Annotated in this window: 17 protein-coding genes and 1 riboswitch; of the genes, 5 read left to right on the plus strand and 12 right to left on the minus strand. The window is 67.4% G+C overall.

What is annotated here, in order from left to right; genetic code table 11:
- Positions 1-13: 13 nt before the first annotated feature.
- The 5 genes from XH93_RS03165 to XH93_RS03185 form a co-directional block, all read right to left on the minus strand.
- The gene (locus tag XH93_RS03165; protein WP_139479760.1) at positions 14-403 is read right to left on the minus strand and encodes an MAPEG family protein; all 390 of its coding nucleotides are present in this window, start codon (positions 401-403) and stop codon (positions 14-16) included.
- Between the two features lie 109 nt (positions 404-512).
- Positions 513-1,622 (minus strand): lipocalin-like domain-containing protein, encoded by a 1,110-nt coding sequence (locus tag XH93_RS03170; protein ID WP_194472356.1) that lies wholly within the window; start codon positions 1,620-1,622, stop codon positions 513-515.
- A 172-nt stretch (positions 1,623-1,794) separates the two neighbouring features.
- The gene (locus XH93_RS03175; protein ID WP_194472357.1) at positions 1,795-4,254 is read right to left on the minus strand and encodes an FtsX-like permease family protein; all 2,460 of its coding nucleotides are present in this window, start codon (positions 4,252-4,254) and stop codon (positions 1,795-1,797) included.
- Positions 4,251-4,904: an ABC transporter ATP-binding protein gene (locus XH93_RS03180; protein WP_194472358.1), complete on the minus strand. Its 654-nt coding sequence runs from the start codon at positions 4,902-4,904 to the stop codon at positions 4,251-4,253. The genes XH93_RS03175 and XH93_RS03180 overlap by 4 nt, the downstream gene beginning before the upstream one ends.
- A 33-nt stretch (positions 4,905-4,937) precedes the next feature.
- A complete protein-coding gene (locus XH93_RS03185; protein ID WP_194472359.1) occupies positions 4,938-5,699 on the minus strand; it encodes a class I SAM-dependent methyltransferase in 762 nt (253 codons plus the stop codon).
- Positions 5,700-5,932: 233 nt separating this feature from the next.
- On the opposite strand from XH93_RS03185, the gene XH93_RS03190 reads away from it, so the two are divergent.
- Positions 5,933-7,240, plus strand: a complete 1,308-nt coding sequence (locus tag XH93_RS03190) for an MFS transporter (RefSeq protein ID WP_194472360.1) — start codon at positions 5,933-5,935, stop codon at positions 7,238-7,240.
- Positions 7,241-7,354: 114 nt separating this feature from the next.
- On the opposite strand, the gene XH93_RS03195 is transcribed toward XH93_RS03190, so the two are convergent.
- The 3 genes from XH93_RS03195 to XH93_RS03205 all read right to left on the minus strand — a co-directional run bounded on the left by XH93_RS03195 (position 7,355) and on the right by XH93_RS03205 (position 12,492).
- Positions 7,355-9,097, minus strand: coding sequence for an amidohydrolase family protein (locus XH93_RS03195; protein ID WP_194472361.1), 1,743 nt, complete (start codon positions 9,095-9,097; stop codon positions 7,355-7,357).
- A gap of 159 nt (positions 9,098-9,256) precedes the next feature.
- Positions 9,257-11,056, minus strand: a complete 1,800-nt coding sequence (locus XH93_RS03200) for a chloride channel protein (protein ID WP_194472362.1) — start codon at positions 11,054-11,056, stop codon at positions 9,257-9,259.
- A gap of 206 nt (positions 11,057-11,262) precedes the next feature.
- The gene (locus XH93_RS03205) at positions 11,263-12,492 is read right to left on the minus strand and encodes an MFS transporter (RefSeq protein ID WP_194472363.1); all 1,230 of its coding nucleotides are present in this window, start codon (positions 12,490-12,492) and stop codon (positions 11,263-11,265) included.
- A 161-nt stretch (positions 12,493-12,653) separates the two neighbouring features.
- Here XH93_RS03205 and XH93_RS03210 point away from each other — a divergent pair, with 161 nt between their 5' ends.
- Positions 12,654-13,901, plus strand: coding sequence for a hypothetical protein (locus XH93_RS03210; RefSeq protein ID WP_194472364.1), 1,248 nt, complete (start codon positions 12,654-12,656; stop codon positions 13,899-13,901).
- A gap of 656 nt (positions 13,902-14,557) precedes the next feature.
- On the opposite strand, the gene XH93_RS03215 is transcribed toward XH93_RS03210, so the two are convergent.
- From XH93_RS03215 to XH93_RS03225, 3 genes are all read right to left on the minus strand, one after another.
- Positions 14,558-14,716: a hypothetical protein gene (locus XH93_RS03215; protein ID WP_194472365.1), complete on the minus strand. Its 159-nt coding sequence runs from the start codon at positions 14,714-14,716 to the stop codon at positions 14,558-14,560.
- A gap of 90 nt (positions 14,717-14,806) precedes the next feature.
- Positions 14,807-14,962, minus strand: coding sequence for a hypothetical protein (locus XH93_RS03220; RefSeq protein ID WP_172626600.1), 156 nt, complete (start codon positions 14,960-14,962; stop codon positions 14,807-14,809).
- A 108-nt stretch (positions 14,963-15,070) separates the two neighbouring features.
- Positions 15,071-17,284 (minus strand): TonB-dependent receptor, encoded by a 2,214-nt coding sequence (locus XH93_RS03225; protein WP_246799475.1) that lies wholly within the window; start codon positions 17,282-17,284, stop codon positions 15,071-15,073.
- Positions 17,285-17,448: 164 nt separating this feature from the next.
- Positions 17,449-17,647, minus strand: a riboswitch (cobalamin riboswitch).
- 113 nt (positions 17,648-17,760) lie between these two features.
- Here XH93_RS03225 and XH93_RS03230 point away from each other — a divergent pair.
- The 3 genes from XH93_RS03230 to XH93_RS03240 are packed head-to-tail and all read left to right on the plus strand — an operon-like array spanning position 17,761 to position 20,407.
- Positions 17,761-18,804, plus strand: coding sequence for an iron ABC transporter permease (locus XH93_RS03230; RefSeq protein ID WP_194474975.1), 1,044 nt, complete (start codon positions 17,761-17,763; stop codon positions 18,802-18,804).
- The gene (locus XH93_RS03235; protein WP_194472367.1) at positions 18,801-19,574 is read left to right on the plus strand and encodes an ABC transporter ATP-binding protein; all 774 of its coding nucleotides are present in this window, start codon (positions 18,801-18,803) and stop codon (positions 19,572-19,574) included. The genes XH93_RS03230 and XH93_RS03235 overlap by 4 nt, the downstream gene beginning before the upstream one ends.
- Positions 19,574-20,407: an ABC transporter substrate-binding protein gene (locus XH93_RS03240; RefSeq protein ID WP_371814917.1), complete on the plus strand. Its 834-nt coding sequence runs from the start codon at positions 19,574-19,576 to the stop codon at positions 20,405-20,407. The genes XH93_RS03235 and XH93_RS03240 overlap by 1 nt, the downstream gene beginning before the upstream one ends.
- A 103-nt stretch (positions 20,408-20,510) precedes the next feature.
- Here the strand turns inward: XH93_RS03240 and XH93_RS03245 are convergent, their stop codons facing one another.
- Positions 20,511-21,551, minus strand: a complete 1,041-nt coding sequence (locus XH93_RS03245) for an MBL fold metallo-hydrolase (protein WP_194472368.1) — start codon at positions 21,549-21,551, stop codon at positions 20,511-20,513.
- Positions 21,552-21,632 lie beyond the last annotated feature (81 nt).

Consider the following 21,632-nt stretch of genomic DNA (forward strand, 5'->3'; position numbering starts at 1 on the left):
GCCCTAGCCGGGTCTAATGCACCAGGCGCCACACCGCGCCGCCGAGCGCGCCGACCCACAACACAGTGCAGGCCAGCGCCTGGATGGCAAAGCCCGGGGTGCGCTTCGGCACCGCCTCGCGATAGCCGAGGAAATACACGATGCGGCCGATCACCCAGATCGCGCCGATGGCTGCGGCGGCGGCATCGCCGATATAGATCGCGAACAGCCAGAGCGACGGCAGGAAGATCGGCGCCCATTCCAGCGTGTTCATTTGGATGCGGTAGACGCGCTCGAAATCCGGATTGCCCATGATTGCCGGCAGCTTGACGCCGTACAGCGCGCGGGCGCGCGCGACCTGCAGCGCGAAGAAGAAATGCAGTGCGACGGCAAGGCAGGTGACGATCGCCGTATAGTGGTACATGTCGGACGTTTCCTCTTGTTCTGTGGTCCCATATCATGACGGGGCGGCAGGACTCGGTGTGACATGCGGGGGCCGATTTTTCGCCTCGCAACTCTGCGCGGCGCTGCGGCTAGTATCCCGTCAGCTCAAGATAGCCGATTCCGGCGTGGCTGCCGGAGAAGCGGATCGGGCCTTCCCAGTACGGAAAACTGGTTCCCATCCAGCTCGTCGGGTTCAGCGGCGTGGTCTCGATGGCGAGGCCGCGTGCGGGCAGGGTGACCCGCCACGCGGTCGGCAGCTTGCGGCCGCCGATCTCGGTGGTCGCCAACGGTGCGATGCTGTTGCCGCCGGCGGCGATCTCCGCCGAGCGACCGGCGGGCGTGATCCAGTTGCCGAACAGGTTTTCGCGGCCATCCTTCTGGCGCAGCCGGTACAGCATCAGTTTTTCGTCGCCGGGCAGGTGCAGCGAGAACCAGTCCCAACCGGTCTGATCCGGATCGAGCGGCTGGCTGCTCCATTCGCGGTCCAGCCAGGCGCGGCCGCTGACGTCGACCGGCTTGCCGTCGATGACGAGCCGGCCGGCTGCCCTGAAGAACGGCTGGCTGTAGTAATAGGAGGCCTGTCCGCGATCCGACTTGCGGCTGTAGCCGCGGTCGCCCTGCAGCACCAGCGGATGGCCGGCGTCGAGGCGCAACGCGTAGCCGAAGTCGGCGCCCGCGGCCGTCAGCTCGAGCGGGGCAACGCGCTGTGCATCGAAACCATCGAGGCCGCGCAGTTGCCAGGCGTCGATCCAGGCCTGGAACGGCGCAGGCTCGACATTCGCCTGCCCGATGCCGCCGCGCGCGAACGTCTCGCTGAAGCGATGCGTCGTGGCGCTGGTCACCGCGGCGTGGCCCATCCAGACCTGCTGGTTGGCCCAGCCCTCGACCGCGGCGCCCGGCTTCATCGCCTGGCGGAACAGCGTCCATTGCGCGCCATAGGCCGCGCCGCTCGCGTCGGAGAGATTGGCCGTGACGTACCACCACTCGATCCGGAACTCCGGATGCGGGCCGTGATCGGCGGGAAACGCGAACGCCTTGCCCGGCGTCACCTGCGCAAATCCCTCGGCGGTCTCGCCGAGCCCGGCAAAGCCCTGCGCCAACCCCTTGCCAACAAGCGCGAGCGCCGCCGCACCGCCGGCGAACGCGCGCCGCGTGAGGGCGCGGCTAGTGCTGAGTGCAGTTGGCTTGATCCGATGCATCCGCAGCCTCGCTTCACCTCTCCCGCTTGCGGGGGAGGTCGTCGCGCGCAGCGCGGCGGGTGGGGGCTCCGTCCGCAATGTGACTCGCGGAGAGACCCCCACCCTGACCCTCCCCCGCAAGCGGGAGAGGGAACAGAGTCCCTGCGCGGACGCAGTTCGACCTCATCTGATCTCAGCGTTCATTGACAAAGATCCTGATCAGGCTGGCCGGCTGCATGCGGGCCAGTCTAGCGACCGGCAGCGCCGCCGCACAGAGCGCCGCGAGCAGCGCCACGGCGAGCAGCTCGATCAGCTGCAGCGGGAACACGTGGAACGGCAGCCGCCAGCCGAACGCCTTGACGTTGACGATCGCAAGCAGGCACCACGCCACCAGCAGACCGAGCGGCAGCGCGAACAGCGCGGTGATCAGCGCGACCGCCATGGTCTTGAGCAGCTCGAGCGCGGCGAGCCGCCGCCGCGTCAGGCCGATCGCCCACAGCGGCGCCAGCTGCGGCAGCCGCGAATTGGCCAGCGTGAGCAGGCTGGTCAGCAGCGCGATGCCGGCGACACCGAGCGTGAAGGCGTTCAGCGCCGAGGTCACCGAGAAGGTGCGGTTGAAGATGCGCTTGGATTCGGTCTTCATCGTCGCTTGGTCGGCGACGTTGCGATCATCGAGCCCGAATTGCTGCTGCAGCGCTGCGATCAGCGGCGCGATGTTGTCGGGCGCGACGCGCAGGCCCATGCGGGTCAGCGGCGTCTGCGGGAAGCGCCGGGTCAGTGCCGCGTAGTTGACCGCGATCTGGCCCTTCGGGTTGCCGTAGTCGGCATAGATGCCGACGATTCCGAGCGGCCAGTTGCCGCCGGGGGCGGGCACCTCGATGTGGTCGCCGACGGCAAGCTTCATGCGCCGCGCCAATTGCTCGCTGACGAAGCAGGTGTCGCCGGGGCGCAGCCGGACCCAGGCATTGGCCGCACTTTCGAGCAACGGCCAGTTGTCGCGATAGGTCGCATGGTCGGGCAGGCCGAGCACCTCGATCGGCGCGCCGCCGAGCTGGCTGTCGGCGCGCCCGCCGGGCAGGATCGCCTCGACCTCGCGCCGCTCGCGCAGCCATGCCTTGATCTCGGTCGCCTGCGCGTCGCTGGCCGCATTGATGTAGACGTCGGAGGCGAGGCGGCCGTCGAGCCAGACCAGGAAGGTGCGGTTGAAACTGCCGACCATGGTGCCGACGCCGACATTGACCGCGAGCGCGAGCAGCAGCGCCATCAGCGCCAGCGACAGGCCGGAGAGCTGCTGGCGGCTGTCGGCCCAGAACCAGATGCCGACCGGTTTGCGCGCGCTGCGTTGGCCGAGCGCGAGCGCGATCTGCAGCACCATCGGCAGGATCAGCGCCGCGCCGAGCATCAGCGCGGCGAGCACGGCAAAGCCCGCGATCAGGGAATCGCCGAATCGGATCAGCCCGGCGGCCATTGCAAACACCGCGAGCGCCGCGGCGCTCTGAAACATCAGCCAGCGCCGCTGCGCCTGCTGCCAGGCCTGCGGCTGCGCCGTCGTCAGCACCGGCATCCTTATCGCTTTGGTGAGGCTCGCAGCCGCGGCGGCGAGTGCGCCCAAAATGCTGATCGCGATGCCGGCGAGCCACCAGACCGGCTTCAGCGACAGCTGCCCCGGGATCTGCGCGCCGTAGAGCCCGCGCAAGGACGCCGCGACGTCGGGTAGCAGCGCCGCCGCAATAAAATAGCCGCAGACCAGACCGATCAGGCCGGCGAGCAGCGCCAGCGACACCAGCTCGAGCACCAGCACGGTGTTGAGCAGCCGCGCCGAGACGCCGCAGGCGCGCAGCGTGCGCAGCATCGGCAACCGCTGCTCGAACGCGAGCCCGATCGCCGAATTGACGATGAACAGGCCGACGAAGAACGACAGCAGGCCGAATGCGGTGAGGTTGAGATGAAAACTGTCGGTGAGGCGCTCGAGGTCGCTCTCCGCGTTCGGCTCGACCAGCCGGAGTTTCTCGCCGGCGACACTCTCCAGCGCCGCGCGCGGGGCTTTGGACTTGCCGACCAGCAGGCGTGAGACCTGATCGGGCAGCTTCAGAATTTGCTGCGCGATGCCGATATCGACGACCAGCACGCCGGGCGTCAGCTCGCCCTGCACGCGCAGCGGCGGCAAGGTCATGCCGTTCGCCTCCGGCCGCGCGCCTTCCTTGAGGCCGAGATCGCGCAGCGTCTCCGGCGCCACCAGCATCTCGCCGGGCGGCGTGACGAAGGCAAGCAAACCGCCGCGCCCGACCGCGGGCGCATTGCCGACCTCGGAGGGCAGCGTCACCGGCTCGATGCCGAGCAGGCGCACGCCGCGGCCGTCGATCTGGATGCGGCCCTCCAGCATCGGTGACACCGGCCAGCCGGCACGGCGCAGATCGACGAACAGCTTTTGCGGGAAGGTCGCGGCATCCTGGCCGACCAGCATCGCGGTGCGCGAGCCGCCGAAGGTCGCCGCCGCCCGGTCGTAGGCGTTGCGCGCCTGCTGGTTCAGCGCCTGCACGCCGCTCCACAGTGCGGTCGCCGAGATCAACCCGATCAGCAAGGTCGCAAGCTGCATCGGATGCCGCCGCCAGTGGCTCAGCAGCACCGCGAGGATCCAGAGCACGCGCTTCACGCTATGACTCCAGCATGCAGATTTACCTGGCGATCCAGCGTCGCAGCCAACCGCGCGCTGTGGGTGACCATCAGGAAGCCGCAGCCGGTGCGCGTCACGAGATCGCGCGCCAGCGCCAGCACCTCGTCGGCGGTGTCCTCGTCGAGATTGCCGGTCGGCTCGTCCGCCAGCAGCAACAGCGGTTTTGGCGCCAGCGCGCGGCCGATCGCGACGCGCTGTTGCTGGCCGCCGGACAATTGCTCGGGATAGCGCCTGAGCAGGGGTTTGAGGCCGAGCCGCTCGACCAGCTCGTCATGCCAGGCCGCATCGTGGCGGCCGGCGATGCGCGACTGGAACGCCAGATTGTCCGCGACGGTCAGGCTCGGGATCAGGTTGAATTGCTGGAATACGAGGCCGAGCCGGTCGCGGCGCAGTTCGGCGCGGCCGGCGTCGTTGAGCGCAGAGACCACGGTATCCGCGAGCCTGATCTCGCCGCCGTCGGCCGCATCGAGCCCCGCGATCAGATGCAAGAGCGTGCTCTTGCCGCTGCCGGATTCGCCGGTCAGCGCCACGCTCTCGCTGGCGCCGACGGCAAGATCGACGCCGCGCAGCACCGCGACGTCCTCGCTCGCCGAGCGGTAGCTCTTGGTCAGTCCGGTGACGCGGAGCACGGTGGTCTGGTCAGGCGAAGCGATGGCCGGGCCTCACTGCGGCTTCTGGTATTTTAGGACAAACTCGTCGATCGGCACGGGCGCCTTGAAGACGGGAATGTCCTTCGGGTCCTCGGCATGATGCAGGAAATCGCCCTCGGCGACCAGCTTGAAGCCGGCGGCCTCGACCTCCTGCTTCAACGTGGCTTCCTCGATCCGGTGCAGCGTCTTGCCGACACTGGTGCCGTCACCAGTCTTCGCCGAGTGATCGGCGATGATCAGGAAGCCGCCCGGCTTCAGCGCGGCGAACATCTTCCTGTTCATCGCGGCGCGGTCGACCTCCATGTAGGTGATGTCGTGATAGGCGAAGAAGAAGGTGATCATGTCGAGGTTCGAAACCTCGGGCGGGATCGGGTCGTCGTAGTTGCGCACCACATGCACGACGTTCTGCATCGCCGGCTTCTGGGCGCGGGTGTCGAACTTGTCCTTGACGAAGCGCTCGATCACGGCCGCGGAATCCTGGGCGTAGATCTTGCCGGTCGGCCCCACGGTCCGCGCCAACAATTCGGTGCTGTAGCCGGCGCTCGCCTCCATGTCGAGGATGGTCATGCCGGGCTTGACCCCGGCAAACGCCAGCATCTTTGCAGGCTGGCGACGCTGGTCGGTCTGGCGGTCGGCATCGCTGCGGTCGGGCGCGGCGACGATCGCCGCATAGTCGGGCGCCGCGCCGGTTTGAGCGCGGACGCCATGGGCGAAGAGCAGCGCTAAGGCTGCGAACGTGGTGCTGGCAGCCGCGCGAAGGATCGATCTGTTCATGGAAAACCCCGGGCTTTGATGGCGGGTCGAGCATAGCAGCCGGGGCATGTCAGATCATTGCTTCGATCGCCTGGCGACGCGATCGTGATCGAGCGCCGCGCGCACCCGTCGCTGTGTCGCCGCGGCGACATAACCCGTGGAAATGCGTAGTTGCGTTACGCGGCAAGGCGTGGCTAGCATCCCTGTTCGGGGCCGATCTTACAGAAGCCAAAAACGATACGGGGAGCGAGAACATGACGACGCAACCGACGTCCGGGCGGACGCCCAAGGGCGCCTGGACAATCACCTTCCTTCTGTTCCTGTTCATGGTGGTGAACTTTGCGGACAAGATCGTGGTCGGGCTCGCCGGCGTGCCGATCAAAAAGGAAATGGGCCTGACCCAGGAGCAGTTTGGCGACCTCGGCTCGTCGTTCTTCCTGCTGTTCGCGATCTCGGCGATCGTGGTCGGCTTCGTCGTCAACCGCGTCGCCACGCGCTGGGTGCTGCTGGTGCTCGCGGTGATCTGGTCGCTGGCGCAATTCCCGATGGTCGGCACCGTCAGTTTCACCACGCTGGTGATCTGCCGCATCATCCTCGGCGCCGGCGAAGGACCGGCGTTCTCGGTCGCCGCGCATGCGATCTACAAATGGTTTCCGGACGAGAAGCGCACGCTGCCGACGGCGATCCTGTCGCAGGGCTCGGCGTTCGGCGTGATCCTCGCGGTGCCGGCGCTGAACTGGATTATCGTCAATCACAGCTGGCACCACGCCTTCGGCGCGCTCGGCATCGTCGGCCTGCTCTGGGTCGTCGCCTGGTTCGCGCTCGGCAAGGAGGGGCCGCTGGTATCGACGGTCGCAACCGTCGCCGACGAGCCGCGGATTCCTTACCTGAAGCTTCTGACCTCGCGCACCTTCATCGGCTGCGTGGTTGCGACCTTCGGCGCCTATTGGGCGCTGTCGCTCGGGCTCACCTGGTTCACCTCCTTCATCATCGAGGGGCTCGGCTTCTCGCAGCAGCAGGCCGGCTTCGTCTCGATCCTGCCGTGGATCTTCGGCGCGACGATCGTGCTGCTCACGGGGTGGATTTCGCAGGTCATGCTGGCGCGCGGATACACCACCCGCGGCGCGCGCGGCGTGCTCGGCTCGGTGCCGCTGATCGTCGGCGGCTGCATTCTCGCGCTGCTGCCGCAAGTCGCGCCCGGTGGGCTGATGATCGCGCTCCTGGTGATCGGCTCCGGCCTCTGCGGCTCGATCTATGTGGTCTGCCCGCCGATGCTCGGCGAGTTCACGCCGGTGTCGCAGCGCGGCGCCGTGATCGCGATCTACGGCGCGCTGTACACGATCTCCGGCCTGCTGGCGCCGATGGTGATGGGCAACGTGATCCAGCACGCCGCAACGCCGATGGCGGGCTATCTGTCGGGCTTCACCATCAACGCCGCGATCATGGCCGGCTCCGGCGTGATCGGGCTGCTCCTGCTGTGGCCGAACACCGAGCGTGCGCGGCTGACCGGCGAGGCCCAGCCGGCCGGCGGCACGATCAAGGGCGCGGTGTCACCGACGTAAGCCGCAGTCCTGTAGCCCGGATGGAGCGCAGCGTAATCCGGGACAAGTCTATCCGCGGACAAAGCGGCCCCGGATTACGCTTCGCTTCATCCGGGCTACAAGGCTAAATAACGGCTAGCTCGCGGCTGCGCCGAAGGTCGACTGCAAGCCCTGCGCGCCGCGCACGAGCTTGCCCGGCCTTGCGCCGGTGGCCTTGCCGCCGCGCTGGGTCACCACGCCGGACACGATCGTGGCGTCGTAGCCGTCGACCTGCTGCAGCAGGCGGCGGCCACCGACCGGCAGGTCATAATGCACCTTCGGCGGATGCAGATGCAGCCGGTCGTAATCGATCACATTGACGTCGGCCTTGAAGCCCGGCGCGATCACGCCGCGATCATGGAGCCCGACCGACAGCGCGGTCTTGCGCGACTGCGCCGCGACCACGAACGGGATCGAGAGCTTCTCGCCGCGGGTGCGGTCCCTCGTCCAATGCGTCAACAGGTAGGTCGGGAAGCTGGCATCGCAGATGATGCCGCAATGCGCGCCGCCGTCGGACAGGCCCGGCACGGCGCTGGGCTCGCGCAGCATCTCGTGCACGGCGTCGAGATTGCCGTCGGCGTAATTGAGGAACGGCACGTAGAGCATGCCGCGGCCCTGGTCGGTCAGCATCGCGTCATAGGCGAGCTCTTCCGGCTGGCGGCCCTGGCGGCGCGCTTGCGCGCCGAGCGCGTTTTCCGGCGGCTGTTCGTAATCCGGGGGATCGCCGAGCAGATACATCTTGTCGTAGTTCGGCCGGAAGAACAGCGGATCGTCGGTCGAGGTCGGCGTCTCGCTCAGGATCGCGGCGCGCACTTCCGCCTGGCGCAGATGCGCGAGGCGCTCGGCCAGCGGCAGATGCGCGATCGCGCGATAGCTCGGATGGGTCTGGAACGGGTTGCGCGACAGTTCCAGCCCGAGCAGCAGCCCGACCGGGCGCGCGGCGATCTGGGTGGTGATCGACAGGCCGCGGCCGGCGGCCTCGTTGATGGTGTCCATAGTCTGGCGCCAGCGCCGCGGCGCCTTGTCGGCCTGCGCCACCGAGAACGAGATCGGGCATTTGGTGGTCTCGGCCACCCGCAGCATCATCGGCAGGTCTTCATGCACGGTGCTCTGGTCGAGCACGAATTGCAGCACGCTGCGGCCGACCTTGTGCATGGCGTCGGCGATCGCCGTCAGTTCGTCCTCGCCGGCCTTCAAGGTCGGCGTGTAGTCGCCGGTCGAGGTGCGGTGGTTGAGCGTGCGCGAGGTCGAGAAGCCGAGCGCGCCGGACCGCACCGCGTCGCCGGCGAGCTTTGCCATCGCGCGATTGTCCTCAGGCGTCGCGGGATCGCGGCGCGCGCCGCGCTCGCCCATCACATAGACCCGCAGCGCCGCATGCGGCAGCTGTGCGCCGATGTCCATGTCAAAGCTGCGCTTCGACAGCCACTCCATGTAATCGGGGAAGCTTTCCCACGCCCAGGGAATGCCGGCGCTCAGCACCGGCTCCGGGATGTCCTCGACGCCTTCCATCAACTGGATCAGCCTGACGTGGTCGCTCGGCCGGCACGGCGCGAAGCCGACGCCGCAATTGCCCATGATCGCCGTGGTGACGCCGTTCTGCGACGACGGCGTGATGTCCTGGCTCCAGGTCACCTGGCCGTCGTAATGGGTGTGGATGTCGACGAAGCCGGGCGCGACCAGCTTGCCCCGGGCGTCGATCTCTTCCTTGCCCTTTGCCAAAACCTTGCCGACCTCGGTGATCTTGCCGCCGCTGATGGCAACGTCAGCCTCATAGAGGTCGCCGCCCTTGCCGTCGGCAATGGTGCCGCCGCGGATCACGAGGTCAGGGGTCGAGGTCATGGCATCTCATCCCGGGGTTGTTTTGTTGCCGGCATCATGGGTCACCCCTTGATACAGTCAACCGCCGCCGGTGAGGCTCTGGAATGCGCTGGCGGCCTCGGGTGAGGCTGCCGAAAGCCGCTCGGCGGAAATTTGTTCCCGCCGAGCGAGACGTTCGCGCTAACGCGCGCCGAAGAACGACGTCTTCTGCGTCTCCTCGGCCTGCAGCTTGGCGCGCACCCGCATCAAATCCTTCCAGCCGATATAGCCGACCAGCCGCTGGTCCTCGCGCGAGATCACCGGCAGATGCGAGACGTTGATCTGGGACAGGCGGTCGGCGAGCCGATCCAGATACTCATCGGGATAGGCGACCGTAATCTTGCTGCCCGCCAGCAATTGATTGAGCGTCGCGGTGCGATGCTTGCCGGCGCGGCGCCAGCGCAGCACCGATGGCGGATCGATCACGCCGAGCACGCGATGATTGGCGTCGACCACCGGAAAGCTCGGATGACCGGTCTTCGGATTGGTCAGGAAGGTGGCGGCGCCGTGCAGCGTCATGGTGTCGGGGACGGTCTCGACCGCCTTGGTCATCACCTCGCGCACCCGCGTCAGGGCGAACGGGTCGACCCGATATTCGCGCACCAGATGGTGGCCGCGCCGCGCCACCTTCTCGGTCAGGATCGACCGCCGCATCAACAGCACCGTCATGGCGTGCGCGGTGCCGCAGGCGGCGATCAGCGGCAGCAGCACATGGGTGTTTCCGGTCAGTTCCACGGCGAAGAAGGTGGCGGTCAGCGGCGAGCGCATCGTGCCGCCCATCGTCGCCGCCATCGCCAGCAGCGCCCAGAAGCCGGGGCTCGCGTGGGGCAGATAGCCGCTCAGCGCGGTGCCCATCGCGCCGCCCATCAGAAGCAGCGGCGCCAGCACGCCGCCCGACGTGCCGGAGCCGAGCGCCACCGACCAGATGATCGCCTTGACCACCAGCAGCAACAACGCGGCCTTCAGCACGACATCGCCGCGCAGCATCTCGGCAAGGTTCTCGTAGCCGACGCCGAGCGCGTTCGGCTCGATCAGGCCGCCGATGCCGACCACGAGGCCGCCGATCATCGGCCACCACATCCAGTGGATCGGCAGCTTCTGGAACGCGTCCTCGCAGCCATAGACCATGCGCGTCAGCACGCCCGACAAGAGGCCAGAGAGAACTCCGATCAGCACCCAGCCGCCAAGCTGCATCGCGGAGATATCGATATCGCCGGCGAACGGGAACAGCGGCGCCGGCATGTGCAGAAAAGTTCGCTCGACCGCGGCGACCACGGCCGCGACGGTGACCGGAATGAAGCTGCGCGGCGTCCATTCGAACAGCAACAGCTCGACCGCGAGCATGATCGCGGCGATCGGGGTGCCGAACACGGTGGTCATGCCGGCGGCGGCGCCCGCCACCAGCAGGGTCTTGCGCTCGTTGTCGCTGACCGGGAGCATCTGCGCGATCAGCGAGCCGATCGCGCCGCCGGTCATGATGATCGGGCCCTCCGCGCCGAACGGACCGCCGGTGCCGATCGCCACCGCCGAGGACAGCGGTTTGAGGATCGCCACCTTGGCGCCGAGCCGCGAGCGGCCGAGCAGGATGGCCTCGATCGCCTCCGGAATGCCGTGGCCGCGGATCTTCTCGCTGCCGAAGCGCGCCATCAGCCCGATGATCAGCGAGCCTGCGACCGGCACCAGCACCATCCAGAGACCGAGCGGCGTATCCTGCAGCTTCTGCTCGGCGAAGGTGAAGCGGCCGAAATAGGCGATGTTGGTGGCGAGCTTGATCAGCTGCAGCAGGGCAAAGCCGGCGACCACGCCGGCGCTGGCGACGACGACCGCGATTGCGGCGATCACCATCACGCGCGGCTCGGTCGTGAAGTCGCCAAGCGAATGGCTGGCCTTTGCGGCGTTGGCCTTGGCGGAGGGTAGCGATTTGACGGAAATGACGCTCATGACGGCAGTGTTTCGGACCAGGTTGACGGGGGGATGCGGCGATATATCGCACTGCGATATATCTGGACAAGCAGAAGAACGTGAATGGCAGCTACCCAAGAGCGACCATGCGGGCCCGAAAATCAGGTTCCCCGCCAAGCGACGTTACGGCCCGGCCGCAGCCTGGCTGCCTGATCTGCATTTTTTTGAATTCAGCTAGCCAACCGTCACGGGCCCGACGCCGCGACGGCGTCAGGCGCTTTGCGCGACCTGCGCTCGGAGACCAGCGCCAGCAGCACGGTCAGCACCATGAAGGCCACGGAGGCGCCGAACACCCAATGCGGCATCTGCTGGTCCATGATCCAGCCGAACAGCAGCGGGCTGACGATGCCGCCGAAGTTGAAGCCGGTGGAGACGATGCCGAAGGCGCGGCCCGCGGCGCCGGGAGGCGCGGCATTGCGCACCATCATGTCGCGCGACGGCGCGATCACGCCGCCGAGGAACCCGGCGAGCCCCATCGCCAGCGTGAGCACGGCAGGCGACAGGTTCATCAGCGCAATCAGCAGCACGAGGGCGGCGTTGACGGCGAAGCAGGCCGCGGCGACCTGGCTGTGGCGGTGGGTCCAGTCGGCGAGATAACCGCCGGCGAGCACGCCGGCGGCGCTGGCGCCGAGGAACGCAGTCAGCGCGATGTTGGCGGTCGAGAACGAGGTGCCGTAGCCGCCCATCAGCGCGACCACGCCGAAATTGTTGATGCCCGAGGTCGACAGGCTGAGCAGCGTGAAGAACGCGGTCAGCATCATCAGCGCCGGCGTGATCACGCTGGCCTTCGGGGCAGCGTCGTCCTTCTTGTCCTTGTTGGCACCGGCATCGGGAATGCCGAGCACGATCAGGAACAGCGCCACCAAGGGTCCGATCGCACCGGCCACGATCAGCGCGCCGAGGCCGCCGATCGAGGCCACCAGCGCCGCCATGATCGCCGGCGCCACCGCGCCGCCGAGGAAACCGGCGAAGGTGTGGATCGAGAAGGCGCGGCCCATCCGCGCCTCGTCCATATGGGCCGAGAGGATGGCGTAATCGGCCGGGTGATAGACGCTGTTGGCAAGGCCGAGCAGCACGGCGCAGACGATCAGCGAGGTATAGCTCAAATGCAGGCCAAGCCCGATCAGCGCGCAGCCGCCGACGGTCAGCCCGATCAGCAGGATCTTGCGCGCGCCGATATGATCGGCGAGGTAGCCGATCGGCGCCTGGGTCAGCCCCGAGGTGACCGCGAACACGGTCAGCGCGAAGCCGAGCTCGATATAGCCGACGCCGAGCTGCTGTTTCAGGAACGGGAACAGCATCGGCAGCACGAAGATGTGGAAATGGCTGACCCAATGCGCGACGGAAATCCCCGTCAGCGTCCGCAGCGCGCTGTCGGCTTTCGCTTGCTGCGGTGCAGCCAGAACGTCAACCATTGCTGGGCGAACCCCCGTTTCCTGTTGGTCCGGCAAAATAGAGACTGGCCGATAATTGTCCATGAACGCCGTTGCATGGCTGCCCCGGGGAGGGCGTGCCGGATCGACACATGCGGCATCAAGGGCGGCGACAATGCGGGGCGACGCAGCGATGATCGGCCATGATCGACGCCAGAAAGCCGCTCCGGGTGCTCGTGTCGGAGGGCTCCAGCACCTCCGGCCGCGAGGCAGTCACGATCCTGGGCGCGGCCGGCCATCACGTCGAGGTCTGCGACCCCTCGCGCTGGTGCCTGGCGCGCTATTCGCGCCTGGTCCGCAAATTCCACCATTGCCCGCCGCTGCGCAGCGATCCCGCTGGCTTCCTTCGCTTCGTCGAGCGCCTGCTGGCGACGCGGCGCTTCGACGTGCTGCTGCCGACCCATGAGCAGGGGTTTTTGTTCGCCCGCGCCGCGGCGCGGCTGAAGCCGCACGTCGGCCTCGCGCTGCCGGATTTCGCCGCCTATCGCGCCGTGCACGGCAAGGCCGGCTTCAGCCGGCTGCTCGACCAACTCGGCCTGCCGCAGCCGCCGACCCATATCGTGAGATCGGCTGGCGAGCTGCGCGAGGCGGTGCGCTATCCCTCCGTGGTCAAGACGTCGGTCGGCACCGCAAGCCGCGGCATCTGGTTCGTGCGCGACGCCAGCGATCTCAATCTCGCGCTCTATGACCTGGAGTCGGCCGGGGATTTCGCCGGCGAGGTGCTGGTGCAGGACCTGATCACCGGCACCACCGAGAAGGCCCAGTCGGTGTTCTGCCGCGGCACGCTGGTCGGTTTTCACGCCTATCGGCAGATCGCAGCCGGCGTCGGCGGCGGCGAGGCAATCAAGGAGAGCGTCAGCCGGCCCGCGATCCGCAACTATCTCGAGACCATCGGCGCGCATCTCGGCTGGCACGGGGCGCTGTCGGTCGATGTCATGATGCCGCTCGACAGCGCAACCCCGCTGTTGATCGACTGCAATCCGCGGCTGGTCGAGCCGGGCAACGCGCACCGCGCCGGCACCGATCTGGTCGATCTGTTGCTGCGGGTCTCGCTCGACGAGACGCCGGCCCCGCTGGCCGAGAGCCGCGCCGGCGTGCGCACCCATCTGGCGATGCAGGCGCTGCTCGGCAGCGCGTCGCGCGACGGCACGCGGCGCGACATCATCCGCGAATGCGGCCGCATTGCCGCGGGCGAAGGCCCGTATCGGGGCAGCACCGAAGAGTTGACGCCGATGCGGCTCGATTGGCCCAGCGCCGTGCCGCTGGCGATAACCGCCGCGCTGATGCTGATCTCGCCGCAGCTCGCCGCGTCGCTCGCCCGCGGCGGCTTTGGCGCCCATCTGCTCGATCGCGCCAGCATCGCAGCGATCGAGAGCGAGGGGTTTTGCTGACTCTTCCCCTCGTCTCTTCGATCCGTCATCCCCGCGCAAAGGCTTCGCCTTTGTCGCTGGAGGTGCGAGCCCTTGCGAGCCTCGAAGGATGAATCGGCCCGGCTGGTGGCCGTCGACCCTTCGAGGGCCGCTGAAGAAGCGGCCACCTCCAGCGACAACGGCGAAGCCGTTGCGCGGGGGTGACGGGATGGTTTGCCCAACTTGCTCGGTGTCATCACCCGCGCAGGCGGGTGATCCAGTATTCCAGAGGCCGTGGTGAATGAACCGAGAGGCCGCGGCGTACTGGATCGCCCGGTCCATGTGCGCAATTGCGCACAGGCCGGGCGATGACAGGTGTAGGTGAGGACAAAGCTTCACACCCTCTCAGGGTGACGGAGGGCAGCGTAGGTCTCTCAACGCGTCGTCCCGAGGGCCTTTGCGTGATTTCGGAATATTGGAAGGTTACCGGTGAGTTGCCCGACGTGTCAAGTGGCCTGGCCGAGCGCCGCCGCCGGCTACTTTGCATGGGGTTGTTTTTCGGCATTTTGGCAGAAGCGCCCCTGCGGCGGCGACGTCCCGGGCAAGCCAACCGGTCGGCGCGAAGCGCGCCGTCCGGTGACTGGACCCCGTGGTCATGGATTCCTGCCTTCGCAGGGAACGCTTGGAAACATCAGGGCCTACAACGGCTCGTCATCATTGCCGTAGCGGTCGAGCTTCGGCGTCGCGATGTCGCCGTCCTCGTAATACTCGTCGTCCTGCGGCGGCGGTGGCGGCGGCGTTTTCGCTTTGTCGTCGGGCTTGGGGCTGCCCGTACTCTTCTTTCCGGCTTTGCCCATGTGTCTTCCTGCGCGAGTTCGGTCGATTACCGAAAGTCTACTCCAGGCGTCGTCGGGTGAGCAAAGCGGCTCGTGAAGAGCGAAGGCGGGCTACAACGGCTCGTCATCATTGCCGTAATGGTCGAGCTTCGGCGTCGCGATGTCGCCGTCCTCGTAACACTCGTCATCCTCCGGCGGCGGTGGCGGCGGCGTCTTCGCTGCGTCGTCGGGCTTGGCACCGCCCGTACTCTTTCCGGGTTTGCCCATGATTCCCCCTGCGAGGGTCAGATCGATGGTGCAATTCTACCCCAGTTCCCGGGCGCTTGTAATGGAAAGAGCGACACGGCGGGGTCACATCCAGCCGCGCCGCGGGGCTCAAAAGGTCGCACCTGCCCGTACCATGTAGGTCCGGCCGGGCAACGGATAGGCCGAGAAGCGGCCGGCCGTGAACGAGCTCGCGATCGCGTAGTCGTAGTACAGCGCGTTGAACAGATTGTTCGCGCTGACCGACCAGAAGAAGCGGTCGTATTGCCCGCTGAGCTTGATGTCGGCGGTGGCGTTGCCGGGGATGCGGCTCTGGGTGTTGGCCTGGTCGTTGTCCATGACGCGCGAGCTCCAGGCGCGCAGCGTGGCGTCGAACACCAGGTAGTTCTGCAGGATATTCCAGGTCACGCCGAGATTGCCGGTCGTGCGCGACACCAGCGGCACGTCGTTGCCGGCGAAGGCGCCCTCGCGGAACACGGCGCGGGTATAGGCCATGCCGCCGCGCAAGGTCACGGTATCGCTGACCTTGAGCGATGCACTGGTCTCCGAGCCGTAGCGGCGGGTCGGATCGAGATTGACGTTGAAGAACACCGTCGGGAGGAAATGGATCTCGTTCTGCAGATCCATCACGTAAGCGCTGGTCTGTACCTGAAACTGGTTGGTCTTGACGCGGAAGCCGACTTCGCCGTCCTCCGAGGTCTGGGTCTTGAGCCTGAAATTCTGCGCCAGCGCCATGAAGGTCAGCGGATCGAACGCCGGGCCCGACGCGACGCGCTCGTCGACATCAGGCGTGCGGAATGCGCGCGCGGCGCGGCCGAACACCGAGAACGTATCGGTGATGCGGTGCTCGATGCCGAGATGCAGCGCGTATTGCGTCTCGTCGCTGTCGAGCGGCGTCGCCTGCGCATCGAACGCGAACGGCGCATTCGGGTCATAGCGGTCGCGCGCCGAAAGGTGGGTGTTCTGCACCCGTGCGCCATACGAAAAATCAGTCGTCGGCAGCACGCCGATGGTGTGCTGCCAATAGCCGGCCACGGACTGCTGCTCGAGATTGTAGATGTGGGTGGGGTCGACGCCCTGGAAGGCGCCGCGCGCCTGGCGGAACGTCGTGTCGTAATAATCGATACCGGTCAGGATCGTCGACGGCATGCCCAGCATGATGGTCTTGACGCTGAGCCGTGGCGTCAGCGACGAGGTGTCGAGCGCCGCGTCGTTGTAGGTCGAGGCGAAGCTGATGGTCGGCACCGTGCCGAAGAACGCGCTCTGGGTGTCGCGCTGCCGCCAGCCGCCGTCGACGATCAGGTCGACGCCGTTGATCAGGGTCTTGGTGAAGCCGGTGGTGACGCTCGCGGTCTGCTGGTTGGCGTGGTCGAACGGCGTGGCGGCGCCGCGCCGATCGGTGGCGAGCTCATTGAGCCCGATCGACGGATCGACCAGCCGGCCGCCGGGCAGGCCGAGCTTCTGGTCGCTGCCGGTGACGGTCAGGAACGCGGTGAAATCAGGCGTGGTGTAGTTGACGTTGCCGACCGCGTTGCGCTGGTCGAGCGCATTGTTGACGCGATAGCCGTCGGACTTGATGCCGTTGCCATAGAACGAGGTCGACCACGGCCCCGCATTCAGCGCGGCGGACACCGCGGCCATCCGGGTGTTGAACGAGCCGACACCGCCTTCGGTGCGGATCGTCGCCGGCGGGCCACCGACGCCGGTCTTGGTGATGATGTTGACGACGCCGCCGACCGCGTTGTCGCCATAGAGCACGGCGCCGCTGTTGCCGCGGGTGATCTCGATGCGCTCGATCGAATCGATCGGGATGGTGGTGAGGTCGAAGCCGGCCTTGTCGATGTCGTTGAGGCGGCGTCCGTTGAGCAGGAACAGCGTGTTGTCGGAGGCGAACGCGCCGAAGCCGCGCAGGTCGACCGCGGTCTTGGCGCCGTTCGGGCCGCCATAGAGCGATTGCAGCTGCACGCCCGGCACCTGCGCCAGAATCTCCGGCAGTGATTGCGTCGGCGAATGCGCGATGTCGTCGGCGGTGATCACGGTGGAGGAGGCGCCGACGATGCCGGCGAACTGCCGGCCGCCGCCGCCACTGCCGGTCCCCGATGCCGTGCCTGACGACGCCGTGTTCGATCCGGGTCCGGTGCCCGTATTACTGGACTGTGAACTGCCTGGTGCGCGGCGGCGCGGGGCAGGCGTTTCATCGGTGGTCGGCTTGGCGCGGGTGACGTTCTGCTCGCCCGGCTTGGTGACCTCGATCGGAGGGAGCTCTCCGGCGACAGCGACCTGCTGCGCCCGCGCCGCGGCGGTGAAGAGCGCCGGCGCAAGCATTGTCATCGCGAGCAGAAGCGCGCGACGCGGCCGGATGGAAGGGAAGGAGAACATAGGCGAGGCCTCGGAATGACGGCAGTGGCACGTCACCGCGACCCAGTCTCACCATCGTGCTGGAAGCCTCAGGTGAAGCCAATGCCTGTACTCCCCGACCGACATCGTCGCGTGTGACCACGGTTGACGGCAGGTCTCCTGGCTCGCGGGTCGTTACCCTTCGTCGCCTTCCCAGGACCGAGATTCCCAGTGGCCTGTGACGAAGGATTCACCGCCTACAGTTGCGGGGGCAGCCGCGGCCTGGAGGAAGTTTCCTCGTACCGCATTCCCTTTTTATCCCACTAAGGAACCGTCCCGGTCATCTAGGGTTCGGCAGGGCGCCAGAGTCAATCCCGGCGGAAACGGGGCCGGCGTCCGGCGGCCACGGTTTTTGCCGTGTGTCGCTTGTCTGCCACGGCGATCGCTGTAAGAGCATGGATACGATGAGCGTGCAGGATTTTGCTTTTGCGGCCGAGGTCGCGGCGCGGCGCCGGTGGGGCGCGGCCGCGGCGTTGGCCGCGCTCGTGGTGCTGTTGACGCTGCTCTCGCTCGGCACCGGGCCGGTGCGGCTGTCGCCGCTCAGCGTGACCGAGGCGCTGTTCGGCGGCGGCAGCGACGTCGCGCAGGTGATCGTGCGCGAGATCCGTCTGCCGCGCACTATCCTGGCGGTTGCGATCGGCGGCATTTTGGGATTGTCGGGCGCGGCGCTCCAGGGGCTGCTGCGCAACCCGCTGGCCTCGCCGTCGCTGTTCGGCGCGCCGCAATCGGCGGCATTCGGCGCGGTGCTGGTGATCGCGCTCGGGCTTGCCGACGTGCGTTCCTATGCGCTGCCGGTGGTGGCGATCATCGCCGCGTTCGGCTCGGTGTTCGCGCTGCTTGCGATCGCCGGCCGCAATGCCGGGCTGTTGATCCTGATCCTCGCCGGGCTCGCGATCTCGAGCTTCGCGGGCGCCGCCACCGCGCTGGTGATGAACCTCTCCAGCAATCCGTTCGTGGTGCTCGAGATCGCGTTCTGGCTGCTCGGCTCGCTGGAGGACCGCAGCTTCGTCCATGTCGCGCTGGCGCTGCCTTTCATCGTCGCCGGTGCCGCCATCCTGCTCAGCCAGGCCAGCGCCTTCCGCGCGCTGACGCTGGGTGAGGAGGCGGCGCAGAGCCTTGGCGTCGATGTCGGCCGGCTGCGGCTCTTGGTGATCACCGGCGTCGCGCTCGGTGTCGGCGGCGCGGTCGCGGTGACAGGCACGATCGGCTTCATCGGCCTGGTGGCGCCGCATCTGATGCGTCCGCTGATCGGTCACGATCCGGCGCGGCTGCTGGTGCCGAGCGCGCTCACTGGATCGGCGCTGCTGCTCGCTGCCGACATCGCGGTGCGCATCATCCCGTCGACCTCGGACATCAAGGTCGGCGTCTTGACCTCGATCATCGGCGTGCCGTTCTTCCTCTATCTGATCATGCGCGAACGCCGCGCGCTCGGCGGAGGCGTGGCATGACGCTGCTTGCCGCAACCAATCTCGATACCTCGCTCGGCAGCCGCAAGGTGCTGCACGATATCTCGCTGTCGCTCGCCGCAGGCCATCTCGTCGCGCTGGTCGGCCCGAACGGCGCCGGCAAGACCACGCTGCTGCGGGCGCTGGCCGGGCTGATTCCATCCGGCGGCGAGATCAGGATCGGCGGCAATGCATTGTCGACGCTGTCGCTGCGCGAGCGGGCAAAACGCTTCGCCTATCTGCCGCAGGGCCACATGGTGCACTGGCCGCTGCCGGCGCGCGACATCGTCGCGCTCGGCCGCTATCCGCACGGCGCGACCGATCCGGCGCGGCTGTCGCCGAAGGATATCGAGGCCGTGCTGCGGGCGATGCAGGCGGTCGACGTCACGGAATTCGCCGATCGCCGCGTCACCGAGCTCTCCGGCGGCGAGCGCAGCCGCGTCGCGCTGGCCCGCGTGCTCGCGGTCGAGGCGCCGGTGATTTTGGCCGATGAGCCGACCGCCTCGCTCGATCCGCGCCACCAGATCGATGTGATGCAAAAACTGCGCAACGTCGCCGATACCGGCGTACTGGTCGTCGTTGTGACCCATGATCTCGGACTTGCCGCGCGCTTCGCCGATCACGTGCTGGTGCTATCGGAGGGCCGGCTGGCCGCACAGGGCGCGCCCGGCGCGGCGCTGTCGGAAAACGTGCTGGCTGAGGTGTTTCGGGTTCGCGCCTATCGCGCCGAATATCAGCGCGAGGCCGTCATCGTGCCGTGGGCGGACGTCTGATGCGCTGGCGGCTCACAGCACTGGCTGCTGCGGCGTGGCTGATGTCGTGCGACGCCGCGTCGGCTGCCGGCCCGCGCATCGTCTCGATGAATGTCTGCAGCGACCAGCCCGTGCTGTCGCTGGCCGATCCGGACCAGATCCTCGGCCTCAGCCGTTTTGCTCGCGATGCTTGGCAGTCCTGGGCGGCGGATAAGGCACAGCGCTACCCGACGCTGTCGGGCGGGGCCGAGGACGTGCTGGTGCTCAAGCCGGACATTGTTGTCGTCAGCCTGTTCGACAAGCGCGCGACGCGCGATCTGTTGAAGGCGCAGGGGCTGAATCTCGTCGAATTCACGGTGCCGCGGACGCTGGACGAGGTGCAAGAGCAGATCCGCGCCATGGGCGACGTGCTGCAGCATCCGGATCGCGCGCAAGCCGAGATCGCGCGGCTCGATGCCGCGATCGCCCGCGCGCGGGCGGCGGCGAGCGATCGTCACTATCGCGTGCTGCCGCTGGAGCGGCGCGGCTTTGTGGCGGGCGACGACAGTCTGATCAACTCGCTGCTGCGCGAAGTGGGGCTCAGCAATGCCGCCGGCGAACTCGGTTTCCATGCCGGCGGCTTTGCCTCGCTGGAGGCGATCGTCAAACTGCGGCCGGATTTCATCCTGGTGGCGGAAGCCGGCGATCGTGCCGAGGATGACGGCCGCGCCTTCCTGCTGCATCCCGCGCTGCAACGCTTCTACCCGCCGGACAAGCGCATCGTGCTGCCCGAGCGGCTCACCGTCTGCGGCGGCGTGATGCTGGCCGATGCGCTGGATCGGCTCACCGCGGAGCTGCAGCGCGTGACGCGCTGATGGTGTAGCTGCGTAGCCCGGATGCAGCGCAGCGAAATCCGGGAAAGTCGTTCCGCGGAGGGATTGGCCCCGGATTGCGCTGCGCTTCATCCGGGCTACGGGATCATCCCATCACCACCGGCCCGCCCGCCTTCTTCCAGGCGTCGATGCCGCCTTCGATGTGCGCGGTGTTCGCAAGCCCCGCCTTCTTCGCGGCCGCCACCGCCATCGCCGAGCGCTCGCCGAAGGCGCAGAAGAACACGACGCGACGGCCGGTCGCGGCTGCGACTTCGCGCAGCATGCCGCCGGGCTGCAGCGTGGCGCAGATCCCGGGATAGGGCGCGTGCAGCGCACCCGCCAGCGTGCCGTGCTTGGCGCGTTCGGCGACCTCGCGCAGATCGACCAGCAGGATGTCGGGCCGGCCGAGGCTGGCGATGGCGTCCCGCGCTGACAGCGCGAGACCTTCCTTGGCGAGCTCGTCCTGGTGCAGGCCGACATGCATGTTGGCGGGCAGCACGACGTCCATCAGCTTCGGGTTCGGCAGATTGAGGTTGTTCATCAGCTCGACATAGGCGTCGATCGACTTCACCTGCAGCCGCGGATTGTAGCGCTTCTCCTCGCCGATGGTGGAGACGGTGTCGCCCTTGTAGTCATGGGCGGGGAACACCATCGTTTCGTCCGGCAGCTTCAAGAGGCGGTTGAAGATCGAATCGTACTGTGCCCGCGCGCTGCCGTTCTGGAAATCGGTGCGGCCGGTGCCGCGGATCAGCAGCGTGTCGCCGGTGAAGACGCGGTCGCCCATCAAATAGCTGTATGAATCGTCGGTGTGGCCCGGCGTGTACATCGCATCGAGGCAGAGGCCCTCGATCATCACCCGGTCGCCGTCGGAGACGCGCATCGAGACCACGTCGGCCTTGCTCTGCTCGCCCATGATGGTGATGCACTGGGTGCGGTCGCGCAGCTCGGCGAGGCCCGTGACGTGGTCGGCGTGCAGATGGGTGTCGACGGCCTTGACCAGCCGCAGATCGAGTTCCTGCAGCAGCTTGCAGTAGCGGTCGACCTTTTCCAGCACGGGATCGAGGATCAGCGCCTCACCGCCGGCGCGGCTCGCGAGCAGATAGCTGTAGGTGCCGGACACGCTGTCGAACAGTTGGCGAAAGATCATGACGGCTTACCTGTTCTCTGGGTTGAGACGCCGGGAGCATATTATTCCATAGATAGGGGCGATTCAAAGCAAATCCATCCC

Origin of the sequence: Bradyrhizobium sp. CCBAU 51753, from assembly GCF_015291565.1 — a bacterium.
GTDB classification, from domain to species: Bacteria; Pseudomonadota; Alphaproteobacteria; order Rhizobiales; family Xanthobacteraceae; genus Bradyrhizobium; species Bradyrhizobium ivorense.